The organism is Sulfitobacter sp. 1A13679 (genome assembly GCF_043557115.1).
Classification (GTDB): domain Bacteria; phylum Pseudomonadota; class Alphaproteobacteria; order Rhodobacterales; family Rhodobacteraceae; genus Sulfitobacter; species Sulfitobacter faviae.
In genome coordinates this window covers 51,970-78,932 of sequence record NZ_JBIFFO010000010.1, presented here as the reverse complement: position 1 = coordinate 78,932, position 26,963 = coordinate 51,970, and the positions used below count along the sequence as shown (strand labels likewise).

Annotated in this window: 26 protein-coding genes and 1 pseudogene; 6 read left to right on the top strand and 21 right to left on the bottom strand. The window is 58.9% G+C overall.

Annotated features, from left to right (window positions below; genetic code table 11):
• Positions 1 to 12: 12 nt before the first annotated feature.
• The 16 genes and pseudogenes from ACGYLA_RS09785 to ACGYLA_RS09710 all read right to left on the bottom strand — a co-directional run.
• Positions 13 to 1,170: an acyl-CoA dehydrogenase family protein gene (locus ACGYLA_RS09785; protein ID WP_081979662.1), complete on the bottom strand. Its 1,158-nt coding sequence runs from the start codon at positions 1,168 to 1,170 to the stop codon at positions 13 to 15.
• 205 nt (positions 1,171 to 1,375) lie between these two features.
• The gene (locus ACGYLA_RS09780; protein ID WP_152467191.1) at positions 1,376 to 2,302 is read right to left on the bottom strand and encodes an electron transfer flavoprotein subunit alpha/FixB family protein; all 927 of its coding nucleotides are present in this window, start codon (positions 2,300 to 2,302) and stop codon (positions 1,376 to 1,378) included.
• Positions 2,302 to 3,060 (bottom strand): electron transfer flavoprotein subunit beta/FixA family protein, encoded by a 759-nt coding sequence (locus ACGYLA_RS09775; protein WP_090029138.1) that lies wholly within the window; start codon positions 3,058 to 3,060, stop codon positions 2,302 to 2,304. Before ACGYLA_RS09775 ends, ACGYLA_RS09780 begins: the two co-directional genes overlap by 1 nt.
• A 42-nt stretch (positions 3,061 to 3,102) precedes the next feature.
• Positions 3,103 to 3,885 carry an enoyl-CoA hydratase/isomerase family protein gene (locus tag ACGYLA_RS09770; protein ID WP_136340178.1) on the bottom strand — a complete coding sequence of 261 codons (783 nt, stop codon included), beginning with the start codon at positions 3,883 to 3,885 and terminating at the stop codon, positions 3,103 to 3,105.
• An 11-nt stretch (positions 3,886 to 3,896) separates the two neighbouring features.
• Positions 3,897 to 4,658, bottom strand: coding sequence for an enoyl-CoA hydratase/isomerase family protein (locus ACGYLA_RS09765; protein ID WP_394402448.1), 762 nt, complete (start codon positions 4,656 to 4,658; stop codon positions 3,897 to 3,899).
• Between the two features lie 94 nt (positions 4,659 to 4,752).
• Complete coding sequence (locus ACGYLA_RS09760; protein ID WP_152467189.1) at positions 4,753 to 6,003, bottom strand: ABC transporter substrate-binding protein; 1,251 nt, start codon at positions 6,001 to 6,003, stop codon at positions 4,753 to 4,755.
• A 97-nt stretch (positions 6,004 to 6,100) separates the two neighbouring features.
• On the bottom strand, positions 6,101 to 7,339 hold the full coding sequence (locus ACGYLA_RS09755) for an ABC transporter substrate-binding protein (protein ID WP_394374333.1): 1,239 nt from the start codon (positions 7,337 to 7,339) through the stop codon (positions 6,101 to 6,103).
• Positions 7,340 to 7,372: 33 nt separating this feature from the next.
• The gene (locus ACGYLA_RS09750; RefSeq protein WP_152467188.1) at positions 7,373 to 8,182 is read right to left on the bottom strand and encodes an ABC transporter ATP-binding protein; all 810 of its coding nucleotides are present in this window, start codon (positions 8,180 to 8,182) and stop codon (positions 7,373 to 7,375) included.
• Between the two features lie 11 nt (positions 8,183 to 8,193).
• Positions 8,194 to 9,267, bottom strand: a complete 1,074-nt coding sequence (locus ACGYLA_RS09745; RefSeq protein ID WP_152467187.1) for a branched-chain amino acid ABC transporter permease — start codon at positions 9,265 to 9,267, stop codon at positions 8,194 to 8,196.
• Positions 9,268 to 9,270: 3 nt separating this feature from the next.
• Positions 9,271 to 10,158, bottom strand: coding sequence for a branched-chain amino acid ABC transporter permease (locus ACGYLA_RS09740; protein WP_152467186.1), 888 nt, complete (start codon positions 10,156 to 10,158; stop codon positions 9,271 to 9,273).
• Complete coding sequence (locus ACGYLA_RS09735) at positions 10,159 to 12,078, bottom strand: long-chain fatty acid--CoA ligase (protein ID WP_368999367.1); 1,920 nt, start codon at positions 12,076 to 12,078, stop codon at positions 10,159 to 10,161.
• A complete protein-coding gene (locus ACGYLA_RS09730) occupies positions 12,071 to 12,877 on the bottom strand; it encodes an ABC transporter ATP-binding protein (protein WP_136340174.1) in 807 nt (268 codons plus the stop codon). Before ACGYLA_RS09730 ends, ACGYLA_RS09735 begins: the two co-directional genes overlap by 8 nt.
• Before the next feature lie 37 nt (positions 12,878 to 12,914).
• A complete protein-coding gene (locus tag ACGYLA_RS09725) occupies positions 12,915 to 13,769 on the bottom strand; it encodes an SDR family oxidoreductase (RefSeq protein ID WP_028284935.1) in 855 nt (284 codons plus the stop codon).
• Positions 13,770 to 13,874: 105 nt separating this feature from the next.
• Positions 13,875 to 15,041 carry an acyl-CoA dehydrogenase family protein gene (locus ACGYLA_RS09720; RefSeq protein WP_172975950.1) on the bottom strand — a complete coding sequence of 389 codons (1,167 nt, stop codon included), beginning with the start codon at positions 15,039 to 15,041 and terminating at the stop codon, positions 13,875 to 13,877.
• Positions 15,038 to 16,249 (bottom strand): CaiB/BaiF CoA-transferase family protein, encoded by a 1,212-nt coding sequence (locus ACGYLA_RS09715; RefSeq protein WP_152467184.1) that lies wholly within the window; start codon positions 16,247 to 16,249, stop codon positions 15,038 to 15,040. Before ACGYLA_RS09715 ends, ACGYLA_RS09720 begins: the two co-directional genes overlap by 4 nt.
• Before the next feature lie 123 nt (positions 16,250 to 16,372).
• Positions 16,373 to 16,795, bottom strand: a pseudogene (locus ACGYLA_RS09710) (transposase); the annotation flags it as partial.
• On the opposite strand from ACGYLA_RS09710, the gene ACGYLA_RS09705 reads away from it, so the two are divergent.
• Positions 16,752 to 16,985 (top strand): hypothetical protein, encoded by a 234-nt coding sequence (locus ACGYLA_RS09705; RefSeq protein WP_336246031.1) that lies wholly within the window; start codon positions 16,752 to 16,754, stop codon positions 16,983 to 16,985. The pseudogene ACGYLA_RS09710 and the gene ACGYLA_RS09705 overlap by 44 nt on opposite strands.
• 12 nt (positions 16,986 to 16,997) lie before the next feature.
• On the opposite strand, the gene ACGYLA_RS09700 is transcribed toward ACGYLA_RS09705, so the two are convergent.
• The 5 genes from ACGYLA_RS09700 to ACGYLA_RS09680 all read right to left on the bottom strand — a co-directional run bounded on the left by ACGYLA_RS09700 (position 16,998) and on the right by ACGYLA_RS09680 (position 23,059).
• Positions 16,998 to 20,078, bottom strand: coding sequence for an efflux RND transporter permease subunit (locus ACGYLA_RS09700; protein WP_152467182.1), 3,081 nt, complete (start codon positions 20,076 to 20,078; stop codon positions 16,998 to 17,000).
• A 27-nt stretch (positions 20,079 to 20,105) separates the two neighbouring features.
• A complete protein-coding gene (locus ACGYLA_RS09695; protein WP_152467181.1) occupies positions 20,106 to 21,254 on the bottom strand; it encodes an efflux RND transporter periplasmic adaptor subunit in 1,149 nt (382 codons plus the stop codon).
• Positions 21,241 to 21,780, bottom strand: coding sequence for a TetR/AcrR family transcriptional regulator (locus ACGYLA_RS09690; RefSeq protein WP_136340217.1), 540 nt, complete (start codon positions 21,778 to 21,780; stop codon positions 21,241 to 21,243). Before ACGYLA_RS09690 ends, ACGYLA_RS09695 begins: the two co-directional genes overlap by 14 nt.
• Before the next feature lie 79 nt (positions 21,781 to 21,859).
• Positions 21,860 to 22,468, bottom strand: coding sequence for a TetR/AcrR family transcriptional regulator (locus tag ACGYLA_RS09685; RefSeq protein ID WP_136340169.1), 609 nt, complete (start codon positions 22,466 to 22,468; stop codon positions 21,860 to 21,862).
• A gap of 237 nt (positions 22,469 to 22,705) precedes the next feature.
• Positions 22,706 to 23,059 carry a helix-turn-helix domain-containing protein gene (locus ACGYLA_RS09680; protein WP_229737775.1) on the bottom strand — a complete coding sequence of 118 codons (354 nt, stop codon included), beginning with the start codon at positions 23,057 to 23,059 and terminating at the stop codon, positions 22,706 to 22,708.
• A gap of 133 nt (positions 23,060 to 23,192) precedes the next feature.
• On the opposite strand from ACGYLA_RS09680, the gene ACGYLA_RS09675 reads away from it, so the two are divergent.
• From ACGYLA_RS09675 to ACGYLA_RS09655, 5 genes are all read left to right on the top strand, one after another.
• Complete coding sequence (locus ACGYLA_RS09675) at positions 23,193 to 23,600, top strand: DoxX family protein (protein WP_043753122.1); 408 nt, start codon at positions 23,193 to 23,195, stop codon at positions 23,598 to 23,600.
• Positions 23,601 to 23,666: 66 nt separating this feature from the next.
• The gene (locus ACGYLA_RS09670) at positions 23,667 to 24,482 is read left to right on the top strand and encodes a class III extradiol ring-cleavage dioxygenase (protein ID WP_136340168.1); all 816 of its coding nucleotides are present in this window, start codon (positions 23,667 to 23,669) and stop codon (positions 24,480 to 24,482) included.
• An 8-nt stretch (positions 24,483 to 24,490) separates the two neighbouring features.
• Positions 24,491 to 24,988 (top strand): luciferase family protein, encoded by a 498-nt coding sequence (locus ACGYLA_RS09665; protein WP_036051542.1) that lies wholly within the window; start codon positions 24,491 to 24,493, stop codon positions 24,986 to 24,988.
• 42 nt (positions 24,989 to 25,030) lie between these two features.
• Complete coding sequence (locus ACGYLA_RS09660) at positions 25,031 to 25,933, top strand: SDR family oxidoreductase (RefSeq protein WP_152467180.1); 903 nt, start codon at positions 25,031 to 25,033, stop codon at positions 25,931 to 25,933.
• The gene (locus ACGYLA_RS09655) at positions 25,933 to 26,580 is read left to right on the top strand and encodes a glutathione S-transferase family protein (RefSeq protein ID WP_051372683.1); all 648 of its coding nucleotides are present in this window, start codon (positions 25,933 to 25,935) and stop codon (positions 26,578 to 26,580) included. Before ACGYLA_RS09660 ends, ACGYLA_RS09655 begins: the two co-directional genes overlap by 1 nt.
• Positions 26,581 to 26,963 lie beyond the last annotated feature (383 nt).

Genomic DNA, 26,963 nt, shown 5'->3' with positions numbered 1-26,963 from the left:
GCACCGGACGGATCAAACATCCATCGAGCGTGCGATCAGTTCCTTCATGATCTCGTTGGTGCCGCCATAGATCATCTGGACCCTGCTGTCGGCATAAAGTCGCGCGATGGGGTATTCCATCATGAAACCGTAACCGCCGTGCAGTTGCAGGCATTCATGCATGACCTCGTTCTGCGTCTGGCTGCCCCACCATTTCGCCATCGAAGCCGTGGCCGCATCAAGTTCGCCCGCTTCAAGACGCGCGAGCCCGTCATTTACGAAAGAACGTAGCAATTCGGCCTTGGTTTTGCATTCCGCCAGTTTGAAGCGTGTATTCTGGAAGTCCATGATCCGGCTTCCAAATGCCTTGCGGTCCTGAACATATTTCACCGTTTCATCGATCGCAAAATCAATAAAACCGAGCGCGGTAATGCCGATCATCAGCCGCTCCCAAGGCAGCTGCTTCATCAGCTGGTAGAACCCCTGCCCCTCTTCCGGACCAAGCAGGTTCGCCGTGGGCACGCGCACATCCTCGAAGAACAGCTCAGCAGTATCCGAACCTTTCATACCCAGTTTCTTCAGGTTCCGTCCCCGGCGAAAGCCCTCGGCGCCCTCGGTTTCCAGAACGATCAACGAAACGCCCTTGGCGCCGGCGTTGCGATCGGTCTTTGCCACGATAACAACGAGATCCGCCGTGTGCCCGTTTGTGATAAAGATCTTCGAACCGTTGATCTTGTAGTGGTTGCCATCCTTTTCCGCATAGGTTTGTACGTTCTGGAGGTCAGAGCCCGTTCCAGGCTCGGTCATGGCAATCGCCGCAACGCTGTCGCCGCTGACCAGTTTCGGCAACCACTTTTTCTTCTGTTCCTCACTGCCATATGCGTTGAGATAATGGATTACGATGGACTGAATCCCATAGCCCCAACCCGTATCACCGGTGCGCCCCTGCTCGTAGACGGTAATCGCGTCGAACCCGATGCCGCCACCGAAACCACCATATTCTTCGGCAATCGAGCCACCCATGACACCCTGCTGACCGACTGTTTTCCAGAAGTCGCGGTCAACAATTCCCTGCTCCGCCCATTTTTCAATCTTCGGAGCCATCTCTGCATCGAAAAGCCTGCGTGTACTATCGGCGAACATCTTGTGTTCATCCACTGCCCAACTCGGGGAGTTCTTGATCAGAGACATGTTTTATTCCTATCGAGTCATGCTTGCATTGAGGAAATCTAACAAGTGTTTTTTTCTCGACAATGAACCCGAGCCGTTCTGACGGAGCGTCACACGGCTTCGGACCGTGCGCATCCGGATTTTTCCAATCAACGCGCCGCCCATTCGGCTCGTACAAAAAGGCCCGACAAAACAGGCGGGCCTTTTTGTAATTTTTGCAATGGACTTACAGCTTGTCGGTCAGTTCAGGCACAGCTTCGAACAGGTCGGCGACCAGACCGTAATCGGCCACCTGGAAGATCGGGGCCTCTTCGTCCTTGTTGATCGCGACGATGATCTTGCTGTCCTTCATGCCCGCAAGGTGCTGGATCGCACCCGAGATGCCGACGGCAATATACAGGTCAGGCGCGACCACCTTGCCGGTCTGGCCAACCTGCCAGTCGTTCGGTGCAAAGCCCGAGTCGACGGCGGCGCGGGATGCGCCAACGGCGGCGCCCAGCTTGTCGGCCAGTTTCTCGATCAGCGCGAAATCGTCTTCCGAGCCGACGCCACGGCCGCCCGACACCACGATACCGGCCGAGGTCAGTTCGGGACGGTCGCTTTCGGCGACCTTGTCTTCGACCCATTCCGACAGGCCCGAAGCGGAGGCCCCGCCCACGGTTTCCACGGCGGCCGAGCCACCGGTGCCGGCCGCGTCGAAGCTGGCGGTGCGGAAGGACACGACCTTTTTCGCGTCGCCCGATTTCACCGTCTGGATCGCGTTACCTGCATAGATCGGGCGCTCGAACGTGTCGGCATCGACCACGCCCGAGACGTCGGTCAGCATCATCACGTCCAGCAGCGCGGCCACGCGGGGCAGCACGTTCTTGGCGTCGGTGGTGGCGGGCGCCACGATGTGATCGTAATCGCCTGCCAGCGACACGATCAGGTCGGCGGTCGATTCCGCCAGGCGATGACCCAGCGCGGGGTCTTCGGCGACCAGCACCTTGGCCACGCCATCAATTGTCGCGGCTTCTTTCGCGGCGTCGGCGGCGGATGCGCCGGCGCACAGAACCGTCACGTCGCCCAGGGCCTTGGACGCGGTGACCGCCTTTGCGGTCGCGTCCATCGACAGTTCACCATTGTTGACTTCGGCAAGAAGAAGAACAGCCATCACACCGCCCCCTTTTCCTTGAGTTTCGCAACCAGCTCGTCGACCGAGCCAACCATTTCACCGGCGGCGCGTTCGGCCGGCTCGGACGTCTTGACCACGGTCAGGCGCGGGGTGACGTCGACGCCGTAATCGGCGGCGGTCTTTTCATCCAGCGGCTTTTTCTTGGCCTTCATGATGTTGGGCAGCGACGCATAGCGCGGTTCGTTCAGGCGCAGGTCGACGGAAACGACGGTCGGCATCTTGACCTTGATGGTCTGCAGGCCGCCATCGACCTCGCGGGTGACGACGGCGCTGTCGCCATCGATGCCCACTTCCGAGGCAAAGGTCGCCTGGCTCCAACCGAGGATCGCCGACAGCATCTGGCCGGTGGCATTCATGTCGTTGTCGATCGCCTGCTTGCCGCAGAGAACCAGACCGGGCTGTTCCTCTTCCACGACCTTGGCAAGGATCTTGGCCACTGCCAGCGGCTCGATATCCTGGTGCACGTCATCCGCTGCGACGACCAGGATGGCGCGGTCGGCGCCCATGGCCAGTGCGGTGCGCAGGGTTTCCTGCGCCTGTTTGACGCCGATGGATACCGCGACGACCTCTTCGGCTTTTCCCGCCTCTTTCAGGCGGATCGCCTCTTCAACGGCGATTTCGTCGAACGGGTTCATCGACATCTTAACGTTGGCGAGATCGACACCGCTGCCATCCGCCTTGACGCGGACCTTCACGTTGTAGTCGATCACGCGTTTCACAGGCACGAGTACCTTCATTGGCGTGGGCTCCTTGAGTTTTGCGATAAGGTTTCAACCGAGCTAACGGTCTTTGAATTCTGGAGTTCTTTTTTCCGAGAACGCTTTCATCGCCTCGGGAAAGTCATGCGCGCACAGCAAAACGCTTTGGGCATCGCGCTCGATATCCAGCGCCTCGAGATAGCTGCACTCGGCTGCGGCGCGCATCACACGCTTGGCGGTCTGAACGCCAAACATCGGGTGCGTTGCAATCTCGCGGGCAATTTCCAACGCCCGTACCTCGACCTGGTTGGCCGGCACGCATTCTTCGACAACGCGCAGGTCCCTAGCGGTGCGTCCGTCGATCTCGCGGCCCGTGAGCACCAGCATCCGCGCCACCCCCGCACCGGCACGCTGTTGAAGCAGCCAGCTTGATCCCGTGTCAGGACAGCCGCCGACGCGCGCAAAAACTTCGCACAGCCGGGCATCTTCGGCAGCAACGACAATGTCCGCCGACAAGGCCAGGCTTAAACCCGCGCCAAAAGCCACGCCGCATACCGCGGAAATCAGAGGTTTGCGAAACAGATAGGCCGCGCGTCCGCCATCGTGAACCAGCTCCACCATTTCCGATGTCGCCTTTGCGCCTTTCGCGATCTCAGACTGAAACCCGACAAGATCGCCGCCGCTGCTGAAATGATCGCCACCGGTCATAACAACGACACGGATCGTAGCGTCCCGTTCGGCTTCGCGCAGGAGCGCCACTAGTTCTTCGACGAACCCGATGCTGTAAGGGTTGCGTTTTGTCGGCTGAAGAAACCGCAGGATTCCGACAGGGCCATCCCTGTCCAGGCGAATAAGCTCAGTCATTCAAGCCTCCATCAGGTCCCGGTCCAGACGGGTGCTCGCTTTTCAGCAAAGGCCTTTGGGCCTTCAATCGCGTCGTTGCTGGCGTAAACCACCTCGTGCAGGCGCTTGCCCTCTTCCAGACCACCGGCACAGCCAAGATCCATGGTTGCGCGAACACTGCCTTTCGCGGCAACAACCGACAGCGGGGCCGCGCTGGCAATGCGTTTGGCAAGGTCGAAGGCCCGTGCGCGGACAGCATCGGGAGTGTCTTCGATATAGTTGGTGAACCCGTATTCGTGCAGGCGCTCGATCGGCATCAAGTCGCCGGTCAGAACTATTTCCATAAGGATGGGCTGCGGCAGCATGGACAATGCTGGCGATGCCCAAGGCGATCCACGACCGATCTTTACTTCGGTGATACCGACCTTGGTCCCCTTGAGACCGACCCGCAGATCGCAATTCAAAGTCAGCATCATTCCGCCCGCCATCAGCGACCCCGTCATCGCCGCGATGATCGGTTTCTTGCAGGCGCGCATTGTCTCGTGAAACGGGTCGCGCATCTTGGTCAGAATATCGACGCCCTCGTCGCGTGCGATTTTTGTGGCTTCCTTCAGATCCAGTCCGGCGCTGAACACGCCACAATCGGCCGAAGTCAGAATGGCCACACGAACGCTGTCATCCGCCTCGATCTTTTCCCAAGCATCGGTCAGCCCGTTCGTAGCCGCCACGGAAAGTGCGTTTTTGCGTTCGGGCCGGTTAATACAGACGGTTGCAATTCCGTCTTCGATCTTCACGTCAATGGGGCTCATGATACCTGCTTCGCTTTCTCGGGACAATCTAACTGCGGAAAGCTTCCCCGCGACGTGTCTGCCGCGGGGAAGCCCAGTCTTATTCGACGGTGAAAGTCGCCGAGCTGTGCTTGATGACATCCCAAACAACGTCGAGATAGTCGGCGCTCCAGTCGGTCAGCGGAACCCAGGTTTCGCCATTCCACTGTTCGACCCGGGTCTTGCCACCACCTCCGTGGTCTTTGTCGGTCACTGTAACCGGGGCCATGATGCCGTTTCCATCGAAGTTCTCGATCGATTCAAAGGCATTCTTCATGGTTTCCGGTGTGATCGGCCAACCGTTTTCGGTAATCGCAATACGCGCAGCTTCGAAACCGGCCGAGTAGATCGCCATGCCCGTATTGTAGTACACGTCGCGCACGAGGCTCTCGGGTCCGCTGCCCTTGCCATTGGCATAGTAGGTGTCCAGCATCGTCTTGACGATCGGAACTTCCTGGCCACCGGCCACGTTCGTCCCGCGCAGGATGCCTTTCGCCTCTTCCGCGCCGATATTGGCGATATCGACTTCGTTCAGCCAGTTCACCGACAGATAGCGGTCGATCGGGAAACGGTTGCGGCGCATTTCCTTCGAGGCGACCACATGTCCGCCCGCCAGTAGCCAGCTGATCACATAGTCGGGCTTGTCGCGGCGGATTTTGCTCCATGCGCCGGCTTGATCCGACCCGGGAAGCGGTACGGGATACAGCTCCAACTCGAACCCTTCCTTTTCGGAAAGCGTTTTCAGGATCTCGATCGGTTCCTGGCCAAAGGGATAATCCAGATAGATGAACCCGATCTTCGCCTTGCTCAAGTCACCGCCCATCTGACCCTTGATGAAGGCAACGTCATTTGCCGCCTGCTGCCAGTACGTCGGACCGACCGGGAAAACCCATTCGAACACTTCGCCGTCCACCGCGTCACCGCGGCCAACGAAAGACTGCATCAGTACGTTACCGTCCTTCATGGCACGCGGCAAAACCGCGTTCGTGACCGGCGTGGACAGAAAATTGAAAAGGAAAACGCCTTCGCGCTTGAGCTGCTCATAGCATTCCACGCCACGCTGCGGTTCGTTGCCGTGATCGCGAATGATGACTTCAACCGGATGCCCTTCAATACCACCGTTTTCGTTGGTGTACATCGCGAGATCCTGCGCGGCCTGGGCCACCTGCGGCGAAATGAACGTGTAGGATTTACTGAGGTCGAAGCAGAGTCCGAAGCGGATCGGCTCCTTGTCCTGCGCTGAGGCCACAGTCGCGCTTGCAGCCAGCGCAGTAGCAAGGACCACTGCCTTAATGTGCTGTTTGACTTTCATGTTTTCTCTCTCCCGTTTCTAGGGTTTAGGGCGATGATACCGTTTCGTAAGCGCCGCTGCCGCCCTGCGTAGCGTCACCCTTCCTGCTACCTGTCTTTCACTGCTCGTATTTTGAGGAACTTTCTTTCACCACGTCCCACACGACGTCCGTGTACTCAGAGATCCAGTCGGTTTGCGGCACCCAAGTCTCCCCGTCCCACATCTCGATCCGGGTCTTACCGCCGCCGCCATGATCTTCGGCCGTCACCGTAATGGGGGCCATCAGCCCGTTCGCGTCGTATCCCTCAAGAGATTCCAGTCCGGCTTTGTAGGACTCCGCGGTTATCGGAAGGCCTTCCTGTTCTGCCGCCCTGCGCGCGGCTTCGAACATGATTGAATACATCGCCAGACCGGTGTTGTAGAAAACGTCCTGCGTCTTCTCGATCGGGCCGGACCCCTCGCCCTTGTCATAAAGCTCGGACATGATTTCCTGATACAGGGCAATATCCTGACCGCCCACGACATTGGTACCGCGCTTGATACCCTTGGCGGCCTCTTCACCGATGTTGGCGATATCGACTTCGTTCAACCAGTTGACCGAGATGTACTTGTCCATCGGAATGCGATTGCGCTGCATCTCCTTCGACGCAACCACATGCGCACCGCCCAACATCCAGACGATTACATGATCGGGCTTGTCGCGGCGCACCTTGGACCACACACCGGCCTGGTCACTGCCCGGAAGCGGCACGGGGTACAGCTCAAGCTCGAAACCCTCTTTTTCGGACAAGGTTTCCAGGATCTCGATCGGCTCCTGTCCGAAAGGGTAATCGAAATACACAAACCCCACCTTCACGTCCGACAAGTCGCCATCATGCAATTGCTTTATGTAGGCAACATCATTGGCCGCCTGTCCCCAATAGGTCGGTCCGACCGGATAGACCCATTCGAAAACGGTGCCGTCAACGGCATCGCCTCGGCCGACAAGCGACTGCATCAGGATACGCCCGTCTTCCATGGCCCGCGGCAGGATAGCCAGAGAGACCGGAGTGGACAGGGTATCGAAGACGAATACACCCTCGCGGCTGAGCTTGGAGTAGCACTCGATTCCGCGCTGCGGTTCGTTCCCGTGGTCACGCACGATGACTTCGACCGGTTCCCCACCGATGCCGCCCTTCATGTTGATGAGCTTGGCAAGGTCCATCGCGGCCTGCGAAACCTGCGGCGTGGCAAAGGTATAGGCCTTGCTGAGATCGTAGCAGATGCCGATCTTGAATGGCTCAGCCAGCGTCTGGGTGCCAAACATTGCTCCGCCGAACATTGATAATACGGCCAACGCTTTGGTAAGTTTCTTCATTTGTTCCTCCCTGAACAACTTCTGATTAGTACCTCAACTCAACCAACGTTTGCGTCGGCTGTAGTGCTTGACGTTGTGAAAATCGGTCTCTCCGCCGCCTAGATAGAACTCCTGAATGTCGGAGTTAGATTTGAGCGCCTCGGCGGTGCCGTGCATAACAACGCGGCCGTTTTCGATAAGGTACCCTTGCGAAACGATTTCCAGAGCCGCCAAGGCGTTCTGTTCCACCAGCAGGACGGACAGGCCCTCATCCTTATTGATCTTTTGCAAGATGCCGAAGATTTCCTCGACCAGGAACGGAGCAAGCCCGAGACTTGGTTCATCAAGCATCAACAGCTTCGGCTGGGTCACGAGGGCCCGCCCAATGGCAAGCATCTGTTGCTCACCACCCGACAAATAGCCTGCTTGCGAATTCTTGCGTTCGGCAAGCCGCGGAAAATATCCGTAGATCTTGTCCTTTTCCGCATTCAGCGTTGATCGGGACATTCCGCGCGGCGCGGCGGCGGTCAGGTTCTCGTCGGGGGTCAGGTGTTCGAAGACTCGTCGCCCTTCGATGACATGACAGATGCCCATCTCGACGCGTTTTTGCGCGAGCGCTTCGGTAATGTCCGCTCCCTGGAACGTTATCTCACCTCGGCTGATGCGTCCGCGCTCAGCCTTCAAAAGACCGCTGATCGCTTTCAACGTGGTGCTTTTCCCCGCTCCGTTCGATCCCAAGAGTGCGATCATCCCGCCTGTAGGAACCTGAACCGAAACACCTTTGATCGCCAGCATTACATTGTCGTACAGCACCTCGACACTGTTCATGGACAGAATGTTCTGGGCTTCAACTTTCTCTTGCATCGTCAATTCCCTTATTTCTTGAACTGATCGAAGGGCCAGACCATCAGGTAGTCTCTGATGTTGCCGTAGAGTTTTCCCAAACCGAGTGGTTCGATCAGAAGGATAATGACGATCAGTGCGCCATAGACTGCGTTCGGGATGTGAGCGAGCGTTTCAACGTTGATCTGCATGCCAATCCATTCACTCAGCGTGACGACGAGACCGTTCACGATACCCGGAACAAGAAGGATCAGGGCAACCCCAAAATAGGATCCGATGATGCTGCCAAGACCTCCAACGATCACCATCGCAAGAACCTGGATCGAAACGGCAACCGAGAATTGCTCGGGTGCGGCGAGAAAGAAAAAGGTGGCAACAAGCAACGCACCGCTGACGCCCGCGATGAACGACGAAGTCGCGAATGCGAGAATTTTGTAGTAGAAACTGTTCACACCCAGGATCGCGGCGGCAAAATCTTTTTCACGGACAGCGACCAAAGCGCGACCGAGTCCAGTACGCTTGAGATTAAGCATGAAGATCGTCACCAAGACACACCAGCCGAAGGCGACATAGTAGAAGCCAGTATCAGTGGTAATCTCTTGCCCGAGCAGCGCCAATGTCGGTGACTGGAGCGACGCGTGTGAGCCCCCCGAGATCGCCGGAGAGTGGGTCAGAACCCAGTCCATCACAAATTGCATCGCAAGAGTGGTAAGGGCGAGGTACAGTCCCTTGACCCGCAAAGCGGCAAAAGCAAACAGGCTGCCGATCACGGATGACGTCAACCCGCCGATGATCAGCGCGAATTCCCACGGCACCCCGAAACGCGCGGCATGGATCGCCGAATAGGCGCCGACCGCCATGACCGCGGCATAGCCCAGGTGAAGCTGCCCCGCCCAACCTGTCACCAGGTTCAGCCCCAAAGCGGCGGCCGTCCAGATCAGCCAGGGAAGCAAGTAGCTGTTCAGGTAAAGCGACGGAATGATGAACGGCGCGGCAAGACCGATCAGAAAGATGAATGCTGTCAGATTTCTGTCGGCAGGCACCTTGAAGATACGGCTGTCCGAAACGTAGTCGGCGTGATGGACGCCAGAAAGTCTGTAAAACATCCCTTACACCCTTTCGATGTCGTGACGACCAAATAGCCCGTGCGGACGGATCATGACCGTAAGAATGAGCACGGCGGCGACGATAAGCTCACGGCTTCCGCCTCCGACAAGCGGATCGAGGAAATCAGCGCCAACGTTTTCGACGACGCCCAGGATGATGCCCGCGATCACGGCGCCAAGGATACTGTCGAGACCACCGAGAACGGCAACGGTCAGACCCTTGAGCAGCAACAGCGACAGCGCCTGATCGACACCCTGAATTCCGCCCCAGATAACGCCCGCGGCGACAGCAACAACAGATGCCAGCGCCCAGGACAGGCCAACTCCGCGTTCAACCGAGATGCCGACCGACCACGAAGCCATGTAATCATCCGCGATCGCCCGCAACTTGATCCCGGTCCGGGTTCGGAAAAACAGCATGAATGCGACAAACAAGGCGAGCGCAACACCGGCACCAACCAGATGGATGCGGCTGATGAAGATGTCGTCCAAAAACAGTGGATCATAGCTGACGCCCAATTCCATCGAACGTGACGTCCCGCCCCAAATCGCAAGCGTTGTACCCCGCAGGAAAATGTCGAGGCCGAGTGTCAGCATCAAGATCATGACAACCGGCCGACCTGCGAGACGGCGCAAAGCAACACGCTCAATGCCGAACCCAAGGCCGAACATGACAACCGCAGCCAGAGGGATGGCCAGCCACAAGGGTAAACCCACGTCGCGTGCCAGCGCCAAGACCACATAGGCCCCGACCATGGTCAACCCGCCCTGCGCCAGATTGGGCACCGAAGATGCCTTGTAAATCAGCACAAGGCCGATGGCGAATAGCGAGTACAGCAGACCCGTCAAGGCTCCGTTGATCGCAAGCTCTGATAGAAAGACCCAGTCCATTTATACCTCCCTGATGGGAAGGCTTCTTTCGACCTTCCCTACTTCCCCGGTCTCGTAAGTCACCTGCGCGCTTACATGGACCTCTTTTGAACCGTCGTAGAGCGCCGCGATCACGTCAGCATAGCGTTCCTGAACGACCTTGCGCCGTAGTTTTCGTGTCCGTGTGATTTCACCATCGTCCGGGTCGAATTCTTTCGGCAGACTGACAAAGCGTTGCAGGCGCAATGGTTCGGTGACGGCCTTGTTGACCCGTTGGAAGGCCTCGCGAAGCAACGTCGCGACCTCTTCACGCTGAGAAAGATCGGCATATGACACGTAAGGTACGCCGTTCACTTCGGCCCAGTGCCCCACGGCCTCGAAATCCACGCAGACCATCGCCGTCAGTTCCTTCAGCCCGGCGCCGATTACGGCAGCATCCTTAATATAAGGGCTGAATTTCAACCGGTTCTCGATGTAGTTTGGCACAAACCGCTCGCCTCCGGCCGTATGCATGACCTCGGAGACGCGCCCCAGAACAACCAAGTGTCCATCTTCCTCCAAATACCCGGCATCACCTGTATGCAGCCACCCGCCCTCAAGGGCTTCGGCGGTCGCTTCGGGTTTGTTGAAGTACCCTTCGAATACGCTGTCCGAGCGTACCAGGATCTCCCCGTCCTCGGCGATGGTCACCTCGACGCCGGGCGCGGGTTTGCCGACGGTATGAAGGCGCACTTCACCCGGAGACTGAATTGCATTGATCGCGCTGTTTTCGGTTTGGCCATAGAGTTGGCGCAATTTGATTCCCAAGGATCGGTAGAAAACAAAGGTGTCTTCGCCGATCGCTTCGCCGCCGGTGAACGCGTTCTTGAGGCGGCTCATTCCGAACTGGTCCTTGATCGGTCCGAAAATGATTGCCTCGCCCAAAAGTCGGCCCAAAGGCTCCAATATACCACCGCTTTTTCCGTTCAGCTTGCGTGTCTCAGCGGCGATGGCCCGATCCATGAAAAAATGGTACAGCCATTTCTTTAAAGGGGACGAATTTTCGATACCCACCTGGATTGTCGTCAGCATCTGGTCCCAGCTTCTCGGAGCCGCCAGATAGAAGGTCGGAGCGATCTCGCGCATGTCGCGCACGACCGTTTCCTGGCGCTCAGGCACATTCACGGTGAAACGCCAAAGGAGTGCCGCGGCAACGGTTATGGCGTAGTCTCCCACCCAGGCCATCGGCAAGTACGCGAGGATCTCCTCATTTTCGTCGAAGGCACCCGCCGCATGTCCATTCCGAGCAGCAGCAAGAACGTTCTTCTGACTCAGTACGATGCCCTTCGGCGCGCCCGTCGTTCCGGAGGAGTGCAGAAAAATGGCCGGATCTTCCGGCTTCGCACGACTAAGCAGTTCCTCACGCAGGCCCGGGGTTTCGTTCAGATCGTGCTGACCAACTTCGATCAGGTGATCCCAGGACAACAGCCCTTCAACCTCGTAGAAGCCAAGACCGCGCGCTTCATCATAAATGATGTGGTCGATGCCCTCGGCGCCCGCGTCCTTCAGTTCCAGGATCTTGTCAACCTGTTCCTGATCTTCCGCAATGGCCGCGACGATCTCGACTTCGCCAAGAAAGTGCCTTAGTTCCTCAAGAGTTGCGCCCGGATAAGCGGGCATGGCGTAGGCACCAAGCAACGAAACAGCCAGCATGCCGCCATAGAGCCGCGCACGGTTATCGCCCAGAACAAGCACTGCTTTGCCAGGCTTCACGCCGATTTTTTCAAGCCCAGCCGCACAGGCCACCACCTCTTGGGCGTATTCCGCCCAGGTGGTTTCTTTCCATATCCCACGCTCTTTTTCGCGACGGGCGATATCCTTTCCGTGGAGCGACGCGTTCTTCGCCAGAAGTGCACCAATCGTTTCGCCGCCTGAAGACCGGTTCTTCGTAAAATCAGTCATGCGACCCTCCGATATATGCCTCGATGACCCGCGGGTCCTTCACAACCTCCTTGGGGATGCCACTGGCGATCATTTCACCGTAGTTCAGTGCCAGCATCCGATCACAAATGCCGGTGATGACATCCATATGGTGTTCGATCAGCAGAACGCTGACGCCGCGTTCGGCACGGGCATCCAGAATGAAACGGGACATATACCCTTTCTCTTCCTGGTTCATGCCGGCCATCGGTTCATCGAGAATCAGCATCTGTGGCTCGGCCACCAATGCCCGCGCCAGCTCGACCCGCTTTTTCAACCCGATCGGAAGACCATCGACCAACTCATGCCGAATGCTCTCGAGCTGTAGAAACTCGATCACCTCCTCGACGATTTTACGGTTCTCGATTTCTTCACGCTGTGCTGCCCACCAATATAGCGCCGTACGCAAAACGCCTGGGCTCATGTGGATGTGCCGCCCGAGCAGGATGTTGTCCAGAACGCTCATCCCGTTGAACAGGGCAAGATTTTGGAACGTTCTGGCAACGCCGAGCTTGGCAACCTTGTGAGGCGCCGTACCCGTAATGTCGTTTCCTGCCAGCCGGACCCTGCCCTCGTTTGGCGGGTAAAATCCGGTAATTGCGTTTGTTAGCGTTGTCTTGCCGCTGCCATTCGGACCGACAAGTCCAAAGATTTCCCCTTGTCGAATAACGAGGTCAACACCGGTGACAGCGACGATGCCGCCGAACCGTCGTTCGACCCCGCTGCACTCCAGTATCGCCCCATCATCGGCTCCGATTGCTGTGTTAATCCTTGTCGTCATCTAGATATCATTGTCCCCCTAAGGTTCACGGCCAACATCAGGTAATCCGGAAGTAGTCCGGCCGCCCCGTTGGCCATGGATCCCCCCACAATTGCTGCCCACCGTCGATGTTCAGAACTTCTCCGGTTACGAATTTCCCTGAATTCGCCGCCATATAGACAACCCCTTCAGCGACATCCCATTCGTCCCCGGCGTGCCGCATCGGGTTGGAGTCCTGAAAGGTCGCAGAACCCTCCGGAGGGTAGTTCCCGAAACCGTTGCTTTCGCAGCAACCCGGCGCCACGCAGTTCACTCGGATACCGTGCGGGGCCCACTCCACCGCAACCGACTTGGACAGGTAAACTACCCCTGCCCGGGCCGCACAGGTATGCGCGATGCCGGGCATGCCGCGCCAGATATCGGCCACGATGTTGACGATGGAGCCCGATTGCTTGTTGGCAACCCAGTGGCGCGCCGTGGATTGCATCATCCACCACGTGCCGTTCAGGTTGGTGTCTATGACCGCATTCCAGCCCTTTGGACTAAACTCCAACGCTGCTTGCGGAAACTGACCCCCAGCATTGTTCACCAATACGTCAATCGCCCCGAACTCCTGGTTCGTCTTGGCGACAAAATCCTCGACCTGCTCAGGCTCCCGGATGGTCATAGGCACAGCGAAAACTTCGCCCCCGAAACTTTCAAGAAACTCCTTGGCCAAAGCCAGTTTCTCTTCGTTGCGTCCATTGATCGCCAGATTGGCCCCGAGCCTTGCGAACAAGGTCGCAATTGCCAGCCCCAATCCGCCTCCGGCCCCGGTCACCACAACGACTTTGCCGGTGAATAAACCGCTTGCGTAAACGGTTGCACGTTTTGATAGGTCCTCCCTCGAAGACCCAAACTGCGTCTTATTCATGACGCCTCCTCCCATTCCCCATTAGGGGCAGCTGCCAGTAATCTAACGGGCGTTAGAAAATTGGTCAAGACAACTTTTCCCACCAGCCCCGCCCGTTATCTCCGATCAGTAAGACTTTGGAAGTCCAAGGGCTTTTTCTGCTATGAACGACAGAAGCATCTGCGGTGTCACCGGTACGATGCGGAACAGCAGAGCTTCACGTACCAGTCGCTCCACGTGATATTCCTTAGCATATCCGAATCCGCCAAACGTAATTTGCGCGGCTTCGGTCGCCTCGACCGCGGCGTCGGCGGCCAAAAGCTTGGCGGCGTTCGCCTCGACGCCGCAGGGTTCTCCCGCATCGTAGAGGGCTGCAGCGTGCATCACCATGAGATTGGCAGATTCCACTCGCGCCCAGGCTTTGGCGAGTGGATGCTGAACACCCTGATTTTGGCCGATCGGGCGGTCAAAAATCACACGTTCGTTTGCATAATGCGCCGCTCGCGCCAGTGCGTTGCGCGCAATACCGATGCATTCACCGGCCACCAGGATGCGTTCGGGATTCAACCCGTGCAAAATTTGCCTAAAGCCTTTGCCCTCCTCCCCGATCAGGTCCTCAGCCGGAATCGGCAATCCATCGATGAAGACTTCGTTCGAATCGACAGCCTTTCGACCCATCTTTTCGATCTCTCGCACGTCAACGAAATTTCGGTCGAGATCTGTATAGAACAGGCTCAGCCCTTCGGTCGGGCTGCTCACATCCTCAAGCCGCGTTGTTCTGGCCAGAAGCAACATCTTGTCTGCCACCTGCGCGGTAGAAATCCAGACTTTTTGTCCGTGCACGACATATCTGTCCCCCCGCCGCACCGCCATGGTCTTCAGCTTTGTGGTATCCAGCCCCGTCGTCGGTTCGGTCACGGCGAAACAGGCCTTTTCATCGCCTGCTATTAGAGGGCCAAGCATACGCGCGCGCTGCTCATCGGTCCCAAACTTCACCACCGGGTTGAGCCCGAAAATGTTCATGTGGATGGCCGAGGCTCCGCTTGCGCCGGCCCCCGACTCGGCGATTGCCTGCATCATTATGGTCGCCTCGGTGATCCCCAGACCAGCGCCGCCGACAGCTTCTGGCATGGCGATACCCAGCCAGGCGCCATCGGCCATTGCCCTGTGCAGTTCATGGGGAAAACCACCGTTGCGATCCCGATCCAGCCAATAGTCGTCGTCGAACCTTGCGCAAATCCGCAGAACCTGGTCGCGAATCTCTTGTTGGTCGGCGGTCAATCGAAATGTCATAGCGCGCGCCCTCTTTCCAATCTTACGAGCCCAGCCTCACATAGGGCAGCGATCCGCTCATCGTCAAAACCAAGATCACGCAGAATGCTTTGGCTGTCTGCGCCAGGCGGTCGTCCCAGCCAACGAAGCTGACCGGGCGTCGCGCTGAGATGAGGGACCGGACCAATGACCTGAGTCTGTTCGCCAGCGACCGACACGATATCCCCGCGATGGCGTATCTGCTCGTTCGTCGCGATTTCCTCGACACTCAACACACGCGAGGCAACGGCATCATGGCGGGCGAATACCGCCTCCACTTCCTTAGCCGTGTGCTGCGTGACGAAATCATTGATCGCGTCAAAGACCACCGTCATGTGCTGCGACATCTCGCCGAGTGTCGCAAACCGCGGATCATCGGCAAGGGCGTCCCCGCCGACTGCCCGCAACAGTCGGTGCGCGGTTTCCGCGCTCCCTGCGGAAACGGTCAGCCACACCCCATCGGACGTTCGGAACATCCCCCCCGGAGCAAAGTCCATCGGCTGGCGCAGCCCATTGCGCCGCGGCGAGAGGTTCGCGCCCGTCAATGCGGGAACAGGATAGTCCATCAACCGAAGCAACGCCTCGAACACCGCAAGATCGACGACCTGACCGCGTGCAATGCCCTTTTCGCGAGCAAATAGCGCGATCATGATTCCCAAAGCGCCCATCAGCCCTGTCGTGCTGTCGGCCGCCGGAAAGCCGGGGTGCATCGGCGGCCCGTCGGGAAAACCGGTCAGATGCGCTAATCCACTCATGGCCTCCGCAGCACGCCCAAACGCTGGCACGTCGCGCATCGGACCGTCCTGTCCGTAACCTGAAACCCGCAAGACAACCAAGTCCGGGTTCCAATCGTGCAAGACGTCTGGCCCAACACCGGCACGTTCCAGCACACCCGGTCGGAAATTTTCGATCAGCACGTCGGCATCTTCGACCAACTTTCGCAGGATGTCCCGGCCCTCGTCGGACTTCCAGTCCAGGCCTAGTGTTTTCTTGTTACGGCCCAAAGTCTTCCACCAGACGCCCACCCCATCCTCTGCCTTGGGTCCAAGGTCGCGCATCATATCCGTCCGGTTGGGGGCTTCGATCTTGATGACATCTGCACCAAAATCCGAGAGTAAAGCTGCCGCAAGTGGTCCGGCAATTACGTGACCAAGTTCTATAATCTTCAGTTGATCAAGGGGTCCAGACATCTGCACTTTCGACTTTGCTAATTTTCTAATGGTTGTTCGATTCCTAGCAAAGGCGAAGTCGGACCTCAAGATTCAAAGGTAATCACTTCCCCAAAAACGTAACCGCCCGGTTGTTACCGCGGATCAGTTTATCGGCGTCCAGTTCCATGAAAGCAGTTCGTTGAGCGGGTTGGTCATGTGATTGTGGATGCGGTCGAGGATTTCGGCCAGCCAGGCTTGCCGATCGTGGCCGTTCATCTTGGCTGTCTCGACAAGGGAGATCGCCCGGGACAGCGTTTCGCCACCGCTGTCGGAGCCTGCAAAAAGTCAGTTTTTTCGCCCGATGCTGATCGGGCGCATGACGCGCTCGGCGGTGGTGTCGTCGATGCCGACGCGGCCATCTCCAAGGAAGAGCTCGAATGACGGCCAGCAGCTGAGACCATAGCGGAAGGCCTTCGCGAGACCGTCCTTGCCGGGAATGCGTAGCAGTTGGGCCTCGGTCCATGCCTTGAAGGCCTAGACCATGGAGCGGGAGTGCGCCTGGCGTGCTGCCAGCCGCAGTTTCGCTGTCTTTTTTGCCCACCCGAACTATGGCCTGCCGTGCGTTCTTTCAGGCCTGTGGGACGAAGCGCTCGTCTTTGGCGGCACCGAAGTGGCTCCGACATTCGGCGGTTTTCTCGAAGGCGCGCTTGAGGCGACGGAACATGCCTACACCGTCCTTAAGACGGGTCGAGGGCGCTCAGAGAAACGCTTATAACTGCATCTGCGTTCAGGCTGTCGCTGGGGAACCTGAAGGAGCGTTTTCTTGTTTAGGCGGCTTGATCAAGAAGAACAGCGCATACAATACCGGCACCGCGACCAGTGTCAGGATCGAGGCGAACGCGAGGCCACCCATGATTGTGACAGCCATCGATGCGAAGAAGGCGTCTGATATGAGCGGAGTCATACCGAAAATCGTTGTGCCCGCAGCCAGCACGACGGGCCTCAAACGGCTGACCGAGCCATCGATTACCGCCTGATAGTCCTCGACACCTTCGGCGCGTTGCTGATCGATTTCTTCCACCAGCACAATGGCATTCTTCATCAGCATCCCGGAAAGGGACAAGAAGCCGAGAAGCGCCGTGAACGTGAACGGTAGCCCAGTGAACAGCAGACCAAGAACCATCCCCGTGACCGACATCGGAACCACGAGCCACAGGATCAGTGGCTGGCGCACTTTGTTGAACATCAGGATCGAAATTGTCAGCATTACCAGAAAGCCCAAGGGAAGCTGTTTGCCGAGACTTGCCTGCGCTTCTCCCGCGCTTTCGAACTCGCCACCCCATTCCATCGTGTAGCCTTCGGGAAGCCGAATGGCTTCGATATCAGAGCGGACACTGCGAAAGGCCTCATCTGCTGTCAGGTCGCCGCCTGCACCGCCGAGGACCGTTATCGTACGCTCACGGTCGCGGCGGTGGATAAGGGCCTCGACGAGGCGGGGCTCAAAGCCGGAGACGAGGTTGGCCATCGGCACATAGCCATTTGCACCCGGCGACCAGACGGAGAGATCGCGCAAACGATCCAGCCCGTCGCGCTCGACCTCGGGAAGCCGCAGATACATAGGGATTTCGGCATCGCCTTCGCGCAGGGTGCCGACCCGCAGGCCCGAGGTCCCGTATTGCACGGTGTCGGAAATCGATCCGCGAGTCGCACCGGCCAACCGCATGCGAGCCTCGTCGACGATGGGTTCGACGAGAATTTCGCGCTGTCGCCAGTCTGTGCGCGGGTTTGTGATCGTGCCGGCCTCGTCGAAGATCGCAAGCGCGTTATCCGATAGCTGCCGGAGGACTACCGGATCGGGTCCCGAAAAGCGAACGGCGACATCGGCCCCGGCAGGCGGACCGAAGACGATCTCCTCGACGCGGATAAGAGCATTGGGGAATTGCGCCGGCAGTTCGCGATTGAGACGCGCCGCAACATCGGGGATGAGTGTGGCATCGGTCGCACGCACGATCAGCTGACCGTAGCTCGCATCGGCCTGCTCAGGGTTGTAGGTCAGCATGAAGCGGCTGGCCCCTCGCCCGACAAGCGTTGTAACGTCCGTCACTATCTCCTCGCCTAAGATGATCGCCTCGAGCCGGGCCATTTCTTCATTCGTGGCTCGAATGTCCGTGCCCTGTGGCATCTGGAATTCGACGTAGAATATCGGGGTGTTCGACGCCGGAAAGAAAGCCTGCTTGACTTGGCCGAAGGCCATGACCGACCAGACCGTGATTCCGACGACCGTCAGGACTACGAGCACGCGGGCGCGCAGCGCCATCCAGAGGAAACCGCGATAAGCCGAATAGACTAAGCCGCGATAGGGGTCCTTGGAGGTGTCTCTTGGCGCCTTCAGAAGGAGCTTCCCAAGATAGGGTGTAACGGTTACGGCGAGGATCCAGCTCATCAGCAACGAAATCGCGATAACCGCGAAAAGCGAGAACAGGAATTCTCCGGTGGCGTCTGGCGATAGCCCAATGCCCGAAAACGCCATGATCCCGATCACGGTGGCCCCAAGCAGGGGAAACCCTGTCGCGGTCTCTGTATCGGCGGCGGCGTCTTCGGCGGACTTGCCCCGCGCCATGCCAATCAGCATGCCTTCGGCGATCACGATGGCATTGTCGACCAGCATGCCCATGGCGATGATCAAAGCCCCGAGACTGATCCGTTCCATCTCGATGCCGAAGACAGACATGAAAAACAGTGTGGAAAAAACCGTGAGGCCCAGCGTGGCACCCACGACCAAACCCGCGCGCCAACCCATGGTCAGCATCAGCGCCCCGATGACGATGGCCACGGATTGACCGAGGCCGACGAGGAAGCTCGAGACCGCTTCGTCGACGACCTTATGCTGTTCATAGATCGGTACGATCTCGACGCCGTCCGGCAATTCGGTCTTCAGCTGGTCCAGCCGTGCCTCGACCGATCTGCCGACCTCGACAACGTTGCGGTCCACGAGCGCCGAGACCCCGAGGGTGAAGGCCCGCGTGCCATTGTGACGCACGATCTGGCTCGGCCGCTCTGTCTCCTCTCGGACCACGCGAGCGATGTCGTAGAGCGCAATCTGCCCGACCTCTCCGGGGGCGCCGAGCCGCAGCGCCTCTATGCCCTCGACGCTGACATAACCCGGCGGAACGGACACGCCCAGCCGAGACAGCCCTTCGCTGATCTCGCCGTTGGAGAAAACCTGGTTTTCGTCGGCGATGATACCGAGGATCTGGTCCGGTGGCAGGCCCAGTTCGGTCAGGCGCGCCGAAGGGATCGAAATGATGATCTCCTCTTCAGCCAGCCCCTGAACCTCGATCTTGGCCACCCCGTCGACGGTGACAAGGTCGCGCCGCAGTTTAGTCGCGAGGTCTCGCTGTTCCGAGGCGCTCAACCCATCGGCCGTCACAGCGTAGAACATGCCGTAGACGTCGCCGAAATCGTCATTGATGATCGGAGACTGCGCACCGGAGGGAAGCTCTCCTTCGATGTCGCGGATACGGCGGCGCATCTCGTCCCAGACCTGCGGAATCTCGTCGGGCCCATAGGTCATCTCGATCTCGACCGTGATCTGGGCCATGCCCGGCATGGATTTCGATTCCACCCGGTCGAGCTGCTTCATCTGTTGGAGTGCGCTTTCCACGACATCGGTGACTTCCTCTTCCACCTCCATCGCCGTCGCGCCCGGATAGGGCACGAAAACGAGCGCCGTCTTGAGCGTGAAACTCGGGTCTTCGAGGCGTCCGACCGTGTTCAGCCCCCACAAACCGCCGAGAAGGCAAAAGATAATTGCCAGCCAAACGGCGACCGGACGTCGGATGCTTGCGCGGGAAATACTCATTGTCATGGTTTCGGTTTTCCGGTCCAGGATCGTTCAGAGGCCGCGAACCGCGACTGTTTCGTTTTCCTTCAGGCGCCACCACCCGCCGGACACAACCAGTTCGTCTCCGGAGAGCCCCTCAAGCACGACGATTTCGTCGTCGTTCGGCAGCCCCAGGCGGATCGTCTTACGGGACACCCGGCCGGTCCCCTCGTCATACAGCCAGATGGACGGCTCGCTCCGGCTCGTCGTGTCGATCGCCGAGACCGGGACGACTACCAACCGCGATTGCGCACCCTCCGCGGCGGCGGCTACGCGCACATTCGCCGTCATTCCGGGCAGCAATCTCGGGTCGATGGCGCCCTCGATTGCAAACTCGACGTCATAGGTTTGGGCTGTGGGGTCTGCATCGGTCACGAATTTCCGCAGATACAGAGTTGCGTCATATCCCGGCACGGCGGGGAAAGAGGCGGTTACCCTGAATGCATCGGGCTGGGCCCGTGCCATCGCGGCGAGTTCCTCGGGCAGCGAAATCCGCACCCGCATTTCACTGATGTCCTGCAACCTGGCAATCGGAGCCGCAGGGGTGACGTTCGAAAACTCCTCCAGAAAGATGCGCGCGACAATGGCGTCGAAGGGCGCGGTGATCGTGGCTTGAGCCAAGCGTCGCTCCGCTTCACGCAGGGCGACTTCTGCCTGAGCAAGCTGCGCGCGGTTCGTTTCAAGTCGGGCGTCGGTCGCCACCCCCCTCTCGGTCAGACTCAACGCACGATCGTATTCGGATTTTGCGAGGTCGAAAGAGGCCTGCGCCCGATCCACGGCCAATTCGAAATCGACTGGGTCGAGCGCGGCAATTAAATCGCCTTTCTCGACCCGAGTCCCAGCATCTACCGCGAGGTCGGAAAGCTGACCCGAAACCTGAAAGGCAATATCCACGGTCCGGGCGGGCTCCACGCGGCCTGCCAGGCTGCGCGCCCTATCGCTATCGCGAAGCTCGGCACGCGATACTTCGACCGTGACCGGTTGGGCCATGTCTTGCTCGGCGCTCCCTTGCGCATCGGCACCGGAAACCTCATCCGTAGTCTGCGCGAAGACCTTGGATGCGATGTCCGGGTTGAATTGCACGAGAAGGACAATGGCGAGAAGAAGGGCGACCAATCCAGCGGCACCTCCTCGGAAGTATCTGGTTCTATTCAAGCTCATTTATCATGTCCTTCAATCTGTCGATGGCGGCGTCTTGCTGATCGTCGTCACCATCCGCGAGGCGAAGAAGCCTCTGGAAACGAAGACCCTGGATCGCCAAAAAAAGAACCATCGCCGCAGTGTCGTCCTGCGCGTCCGAACGGATGCGCTCGACATCACGGGACAGCTCTCTTCTCAGCGGGTCCAGAAGATTCGGATCCGACGCCGAAACCGCGAGAATAGCCATCGAAAGGTCATCATCGGTGCTTACGGCTTGCAGAACTGTCTCGAGATGACCGCGCAGGGTGCGGGAACTGTGCCCTTCCGGGACCGACGCCAGACGTTCGCGGTGCTCCGCGAGCATTTCGTCGAGCAGCCCGGCCAGAAGCGCTTTCTTGGTGGGGAAGTTGTACAACACCCCACCCTTGCTGAGGCCGGATTCCCGAGCGACGGCGTCGATCGTGATCTTTCCCGCGCCTTCTCGCAGCGCAATCGCCCGCGCAGCGCCGAGAATCTTCGGCGAGGCGTTCTTCGGTTGCTTTTCCACTTGTGCAGTCACCCTGTACCGTCCGGTCGGTTAAGTCATTGGGCGAGCTAATGCGCTGCCCCGTATTTGGCAAGCGAGCTCAATCTGAAAATTTGTCTCTGTGGCCGCTACCGTAAAGTCGCAGGAATGCAGCGACCGCTTCGCGCGCATGTTGCTCGCGGTGGACAGCTCGTTTCACTGCGAGAAGGCGCGGCATAAGTAGCCCCGAAACGCAAAGGTGTATGAAGTGATCGGACGCGCGCCGGACGTCATCGACATCGAGCGCGCCTTCGCGCGTAAGGCGCTCCAGAATCCGACCGACGAGTTCGCGGGCAGGTTTCGGGCCTGCGCGAAAATAAACCTCACCCACTTCGGGCAGTGCCTCGGAGGCGCCAACGCACGTTCGCAGGAGACGGATGTAGGTGTCGTCCAAGGTGAGGTCGACCATGCGAAGGGCGAGTTCTTCCAACTGGGCGCGCGGCTCCAAAGACGCGATCAAGGGCCGGAGGATTTCGTCCGCAAGCCGACCGCATTCGGATTCAACCACGCTCAGGAACAGTTGCTCCTTGGTCGGGTAATACGAATACATGGTTGCCTTCGACACTTTTCCTTCAGCGGCAATTGCATCGACCGTGGCTCCTTCGTAACCGCATCGGAAGAAAACCTCGCGCGCACCAATCATGACGTCGGCCATTTTTCTCACGGGCATCTCGTTCTCTCTATCCCAGGCAGGACTAGGCGGTTACAAGCTTTACTGTACCGTCTAGTGAGTATAGTAGATAGAAGTTGATTTAGCAGCAAAGCGTAAAGCTGTGCGGATCTACCCCACCAAGCGCCGCTTGGCGGCTTTTTCTAGCGCCGTTTTCAATTCGTCATGAGCTTCGGGTCTGATTCTGCCTGAGTTGTTCTCGGGCGCGGGATTATCCCGCGAACAGGAGGGGTACCGTCATTCTGCCGCGCTTGCGGTCCCGACAAAGGCACCCTCGGCCTCCCAGCGGCGTGCGATCGAGCCAAGCTTGTCCAGCACGCCGCGCAGTTCCGCGCCGCGCTCAGTCAGCCCGTAGGTGACAGCGGGTGGGATGGTCATGGCCTGCTCGCGCCATACAACGCCAGCATGTTCCAGCATTCTCAGCCTCTCGGTCAGGACCCGGGTGGAAATGCCGGGCACCAAACGCTTGAGCGCGCCGAAACGCTGCGGTCCCTGCTCGGACAGAACCCAGAGTATATAGATCGTCCAAGGGCCTGTGATGACACGCAGAAGCGCCTCCATCGGGCATGAGGGGGGCTGGACGCTCTTCATCGTGGATTATCCTCGCGGTTAAAGTAATCTAGTTACTTTTAAGTGCCTACTTTCACGAACGATGCAAGACACCTAAAGGTACTTAGAGCGGAAACTGCGGCTGAACAAGCCCTTGCAAACAGGGAGTGCGGTGATGAGTGACAACGTGGCAAAGTATGTCTACTGGATCGCGACCGGCCTTGTGGCGCTGGTCTATCTGGGTGCGGCGACTTTCTACATCTCATCCCACGATATGGTCGCGGGCATGTATCGCGAGGTGTTGAGCTATCCCACATACATCATCTGGCCGCTCGCGATTTTGAAGATTGTCGGCGCGGTGGTGATTCTCTGGCGCCCTTCGGCGATGCTGGCGGACTGGGCTTACGCGGCGATGTTCTGGCATCTGGTGTTGGCGTTCGGGGCGCATGTGGGCGCGGGCGATCCAGGCTGGCCACCGGCTCTTGCGACCTGGGTGCTCCTGATCGCCTCGTGGATGACAGCCAATCGCGTGCGTGCGGTAAAGTCGGCATATGCGCCGACGTTTCCGACAGAGACGAATTAATCCGATGCGGAGTTGCCACGGCGCTGGCCATCCACCCTCGGGCTTGGGGTTCAAAAGGACGACAGAATGACCGAAAGGCAGCCGACAGTGTTTGTTCCCCATGGAGGCGGCCCTTGCTTCTTCATGGACTGGAACCCGCCTGACACCTGGGACAGGCACCGCAGATTCCTTGAGGCTTTGCCTGCGAGCCTGCCGGCAAAGCCCAAGGCGCTTCTCGTGATCTCAGGCCATTGGGAGGAACGGGTGTTTACCGTGCAGACCAACTCCGCGCCGCCGCTGCTGTTCGACTATCAGGGGTTTCCCCCCCATACTTATCAGCTGACCTGGCCCGCGCTAGGCGATCCTACGCTGGCGGCCCGTGCAAGCGAGCTATTGAATGGCGCGGGTTTTGAAACCCGGGCCGACGCTACGCGTGGCTTCGATCATGGGGTGTTTGTTCCGCTAAAGGTGGCTTTGCCTGAGGCCGACATACCTACCGTCCAACTGAGCCTGCGCGACGATCTCGACGCTGAGGCGCATCTTGCTGCTGGTCGCGCGTTGGCGCCCTTGCGAGACGAAGGTGTTCTGATCATCGGGTCCGGCAACACCTATCACAACATGGGCAAGATGATGCGGGCGATGAGGGGCGGACCCGATGGCCCGGTGAACGGCGGCGACTTCGACCGATGGCTCACGGGTGCGGTGACCCATGAAGACCCCGGGGCGCGCCGCGCCATGCTGGCTGCTTGGGATCGGGCACCCGGCGCACGCGACGCCAATCCGCGCGAGGAACATCTAATTCCATTGCACGTCGTGGCCGGCGCCGCGCTTGCGGATCGGGGGGAAAAGACCCTCGAGGATCACGTATTGGGCGCGGTCGAAAGCGCGTTCAGATTTGGATAGGACCAGATATGTGCTTCGAACTTCCCTTGCGGCAGGGTCCGCGCCCCGAAACCACCGAGTGCGCCCCGCATGAGCAAGTGTCGCAGAACTCCTCGGCCGAGATTCACGCATTGTTCAAGCAGAAGGCCTTCGCCCTGCCCTTCGTCGAGCGTTGCCGATCGGGTATTTCGGTCCCCGGCGCCGAGGCATTAGTCCTGCCGCGGCCGCATGCCTGCGGCCCGCGCGAAGCCTTCATGATCGGACGCGAATTTGCGCATGTGCATCCCGCCTATGACGGTTCGTCGCACATGATGCTGCCGCTGGCGGCGGTTGAGGAACTCATCGCGAAGGGATGGGGCGAACAGCACCCGATGGCCTCGGCCGGATACATCCCGGCCAATGCGATCATGGCCTTTGCTCCACGCGATGAGGCAGAGGTCGATGTGATGATCAAAATCCTGACCACAAGCTGGGGTTTCGCGCGCGGCAAGCTGGCGAATCCCGCCCCCACCCAAATCCACGATTGATCGCAAGCGCGCTTGCAGAAACATCAAGATAAGAGAGATACCATGTCCAACATCCAGAACGGCCCCTTCATCGTGACCGGCGCGTCCGGACAACTTGGCCGGCAGGTGGTCGACCTGCTGGTTCAGGCAGGTGCCGGGCCGGTCATCGCGATCTCGCGCACTCCCGACAAGCTTGCCGATCTGGCGGGAAAAAGAGTCGAGGCGCGCGAGGGCGATTTCAACGACCCGGCTTCTCTTGAAGCAGCCTTCGCGGGCGGCAAGCGTCTCCTCATCATCTCCACCGACGATCTGGAGCCGGGCAAGCGGCTCGCAGCTCATTCCAATGCGATTGCTGCGGCCAAGACGGTAGGTATCGACCACATCGTCTATACCTCCTTCGCAGGCCCAGTCGCGGAAAGTCCAATCGGATTCGCTCAAGACCACGAAGGGACCGAGAAGCTGATCACGGAAAGTGGGGCGGATCATACGATCCTGCGCAACAATATGTACACCGACTTTCTGTTGATGGGCGGCCAGCAGAGCGTCGCCATGGGCACGCATTTCTCCGCCGCAGCAGATGGCAAGACCGGATATGTGACACGCGCGGATTGCGCCCGTGCCGCAGCCGCGGCGCTAATGAAAGCTACGGGAAGGGAGACCCTCGATATCACCGGGCCGGAGACGGTCAGCCAGGCCGAGGTCGCGGCGATCTTGTCCGAAATTGCGGGTAAGGAAATCCCCTATGTCGCCCTGCCCGCCGAGGATCTGGTGCAGGCGATGATCGCAAATGGACTGCCGGAGTTCATGGCGAGGGTCTTTGCCTCCTTCGACGAAGCAATCGCGCAGGGCTATCTCGATGTGGCCAGCGGCGATCTCGAATCGCTCACCGGCAAGCCCGGACAGTCGGTGGCCGATTTCCTGGCCGCTAACCGCGCGGCGCTTCTTCAGGCGCCGCAGGAACAATAATGCTGGAAAATGTCATGAGGCTTTACAACGCGAACTTCTCACCGAATGCGCTGCGTGTACGGGCGGTGGCGCACGAACTGGGCGTGGAACTCGAAATCGTCGAGGTCGACATCCGTGCCGGGGACAACCGCGCGGCGGAATTTCTTGCCCGCAATTCAAATGCAAAGGTGCCTGTTTTGGAGGACGGGAATTTCGTGCTCTGGGAGTCCCGGGCGATCTGTGCCTATCTGGCCGGGATCCGGCCCGAGGCAGGGCTCTATCCTGATGGCCTCAAGACGCGGGCCCTCGTCGATCAGTGGGCCTGGTGGCAAGCCATCCACCTAGGCCCGGCGATGCAGAAGTTGTCCTTTGAGCTGTTCCTCAAAGAGAAATTCGGCATGGGCGATCCTGATCCTACTGTGGTCGAAGCGGAACGGAAAGCCACCGATCAGTTCCTTGCCGTTCTGGAAACCGGACTCGACGATAAGGATTGGATTGCAGGCGCACTCAGCCTTGCCGACTTCTATCTGGCGACCACATTCATGTATCGCGACCAAGCGGGGATTTCGCTGGACGAATTCCCCAGAATCGCGGGCTGGATCGGCCGGCTTGAAGCGCGTGACAGCTGGCAGAAGGCCGTAGCACCGCTTCTTGCGCTCTTCGCCTGACATCGCGCTCGCCGCGATGATTGAACGATCTGCATCACGTCCGGCGATCGGCGCGCTATCAGATTTAGACATGAGCAGGAAGCGTCGCATGACAGAAATTAGCCGCAGACAGCCGCGACAACCAACCTGACAAGAGTTCCTCCGGAAGCAATGCGGCGGTTTTGGGATGTAGATGCTGTGTCTCATCCCGATCTTTAGAGTTTTCGCGCGGAGTGTATTCATCAGGTCCGATAACTCAGCATCCGTCGCGCCAATTGAGCACGTGCCGTTCGTCCAAGACAAAGACTGATCTCACGGCCTCCGCGAGCGGGATGCCGAGCACAGTGTAACCGTGCAGGACAGCTATGCGGGTGTCACTGTTCCCTTAATTCTTGGACGCTGAT

Bases quoted from the DNA above. Each gene is read 5' to 3' on its own strand.
- ACGYLA_RS09785 (WP_081979662.1), bottom strand. From the start codon at position 1,170: ATGTCTCTGATCAAGAACTCCCCGAGTTGGGCAGTGGATGAACACAAG.
- ACGYLA_RS09780 (WP_152467191.1), bottom strand. From the start codon at position 2,302: ATGGCTGTTCTTCTTCTTGCCGAAGTCAACAATGGTGAACTGTCGATG.
- ACGYLA_RS09775 (WP_090029138.1), bottom strand. From the start codon at position 3,060: ATGAAGGTACTCGTGCCTGTGAAACGCGTGATCGACTACAACGTGAAG.
- ACGYLA_RS09770 (WP_136340178.1), bottom strand. From the start codon at position 3,885: ATGACTGAGCTTATTCGCCTGGACAGGGATGGCCCTGTCGGAATCCTG.
- ACGYLA_RS09760 (WP_152467189.1), bottom strand. From the start codon at position 6,003: ATGAAAGTCAAACAGCACATTAAGGCAGTGGTCCTTGCTACTGCGCTG.
- ACGYLA_RS09755 (WP_394374333.1), bottom strand. From the start codon at position 7,339: ATGAAGAAACTTACCAAAGCGTTGGCCGTATTATCAATGTTCGGCGGA.
- ACGYLA_RS09750 (WP_152467188.1), bottom strand. From the start codon at position 8,182: ATGCAAGAGAAAGTTGAAGCCCAGAACATTCTGTCCATGAACAGTGTC.
- ACGYLA_RS09745 (WP_152467187.1), bottom strand. From the start codon at position 9,267: ATGTTTTACAGACTTTCTGGCGTCCATCACGCCGACTACGTTTCGGAC.
- ACGYLA_RS09740 (WP_152467186.1), bottom strand. From the start codon at position 10,158: ATGGACTGGGTCTTTCTATCAGAGCTTGCGATCAACGGAGCCTTGACG.
- ACGYLA_RS09735 (WP_368999367.1), bottom strand. From the start codon at position 12,078: ATGACTGATTTTACGAAGAACCGGTCTTCAGGCGGCGAAACGATTGGT.
- ACGYLA_RS09730 (WP_136340174.1), bottom strand. From the start codon at position 12,877: ATGACGACAAGGATTAACACAGCAATCGGAGCCGATGATGGGGCGATA.
- ACGYLA_RS09725 (WP_028284935.1), bottom strand. From the start codon at position 13,769: ATGAATAAGACGCAGTTTGGGTCTTCGAGGGAGGACCTATCAAAACGT.
- ACGYLA_RS09720 (WP_172975950.1), bottom strand. From the start codon at position 15,041: ATGACATTTCGATTGACCGCCGACCAACAAGAGATTCGCGACCAGGTT.
- ACGYLA_RS09715 (WP_152467184.1), bottom strand. From the start codon at position 16,249: ATGTCTGGACCCCTTGATCAACTGAAGATTATAGAACTTGGTCACGTA.
- ACGYLA_RS09705 (WP_336246031.1), top strand. From the start codon at position 16,752: ATGGAGCGGGAGTGCGCCTGGCGTGCTGCCAGCCGCAGTTTCGCTGTC.
- ACGYLA_RS09700 (WP_152467182.1), bottom strand. From the start codon at position 20,078: ATGACAATGAGTATTTCCCGCGCAAGCATCCGACGTCCGGTCGCCGTT.
- ACGYLA_RS09695 (WP_152467181.1), bottom strand. From the start codon at position 21,254: ATGAGCTTGAATAGAACCAGATACTTCCGAGGAGGTGCCGCTGGATTG.
- ACGYLA_RS09685 (WP_136340169.1), bottom strand. From the start codon at position 22,468: ATGCCCGTGAGAAAAATGGCCGACGTCATGATTGGTGCGCGCGAGGTT.
- ACGYLA_RS09680 (WP_229737775.1), bottom strand. From the start codon at position 23,059: ATGAAGAGCGTCCAGCCCCCCTCATGCCCGATGGAGGCGCTTCTGCGT.
- ACGYLA_RS09675 (WP_043753122.1), top strand. From the start codon at position 23,193: ATGAGTGACAACGTGGCAAAGTATGTCTACTGGATCGCGACCGGCCTT.
- ACGYLA_RS09670 (WP_136340168.1), top strand. From the start codon at position 23,667: ATGACCGAAAGGCAGCCGACAGTGTTTGTTCCCCATGGAGGCGGCCCT.
- ACGYLA_RS09665 (WP_036051542.1), top strand. From the start codon at position 24,491: ATGTGCTTCGAACTTCCCTTGCGGCAGGGTCCGCGCCCCGAAACCACC.
- ACGYLA_RS09660 (WP_152467180.1), top strand. From the start codon at position 25,031: ATGTCCAACATCCAGAACGGCCCCTTCATCGTGACCGGCGCGTCCGGA.
- ACGYLA_RS09655 (WP_051372683.1), top strand. From the start codon at position 25,933: ATGCTGGAAAATGTCATGAGGCTTTACAACGCGAACTTCTCACCGAAT.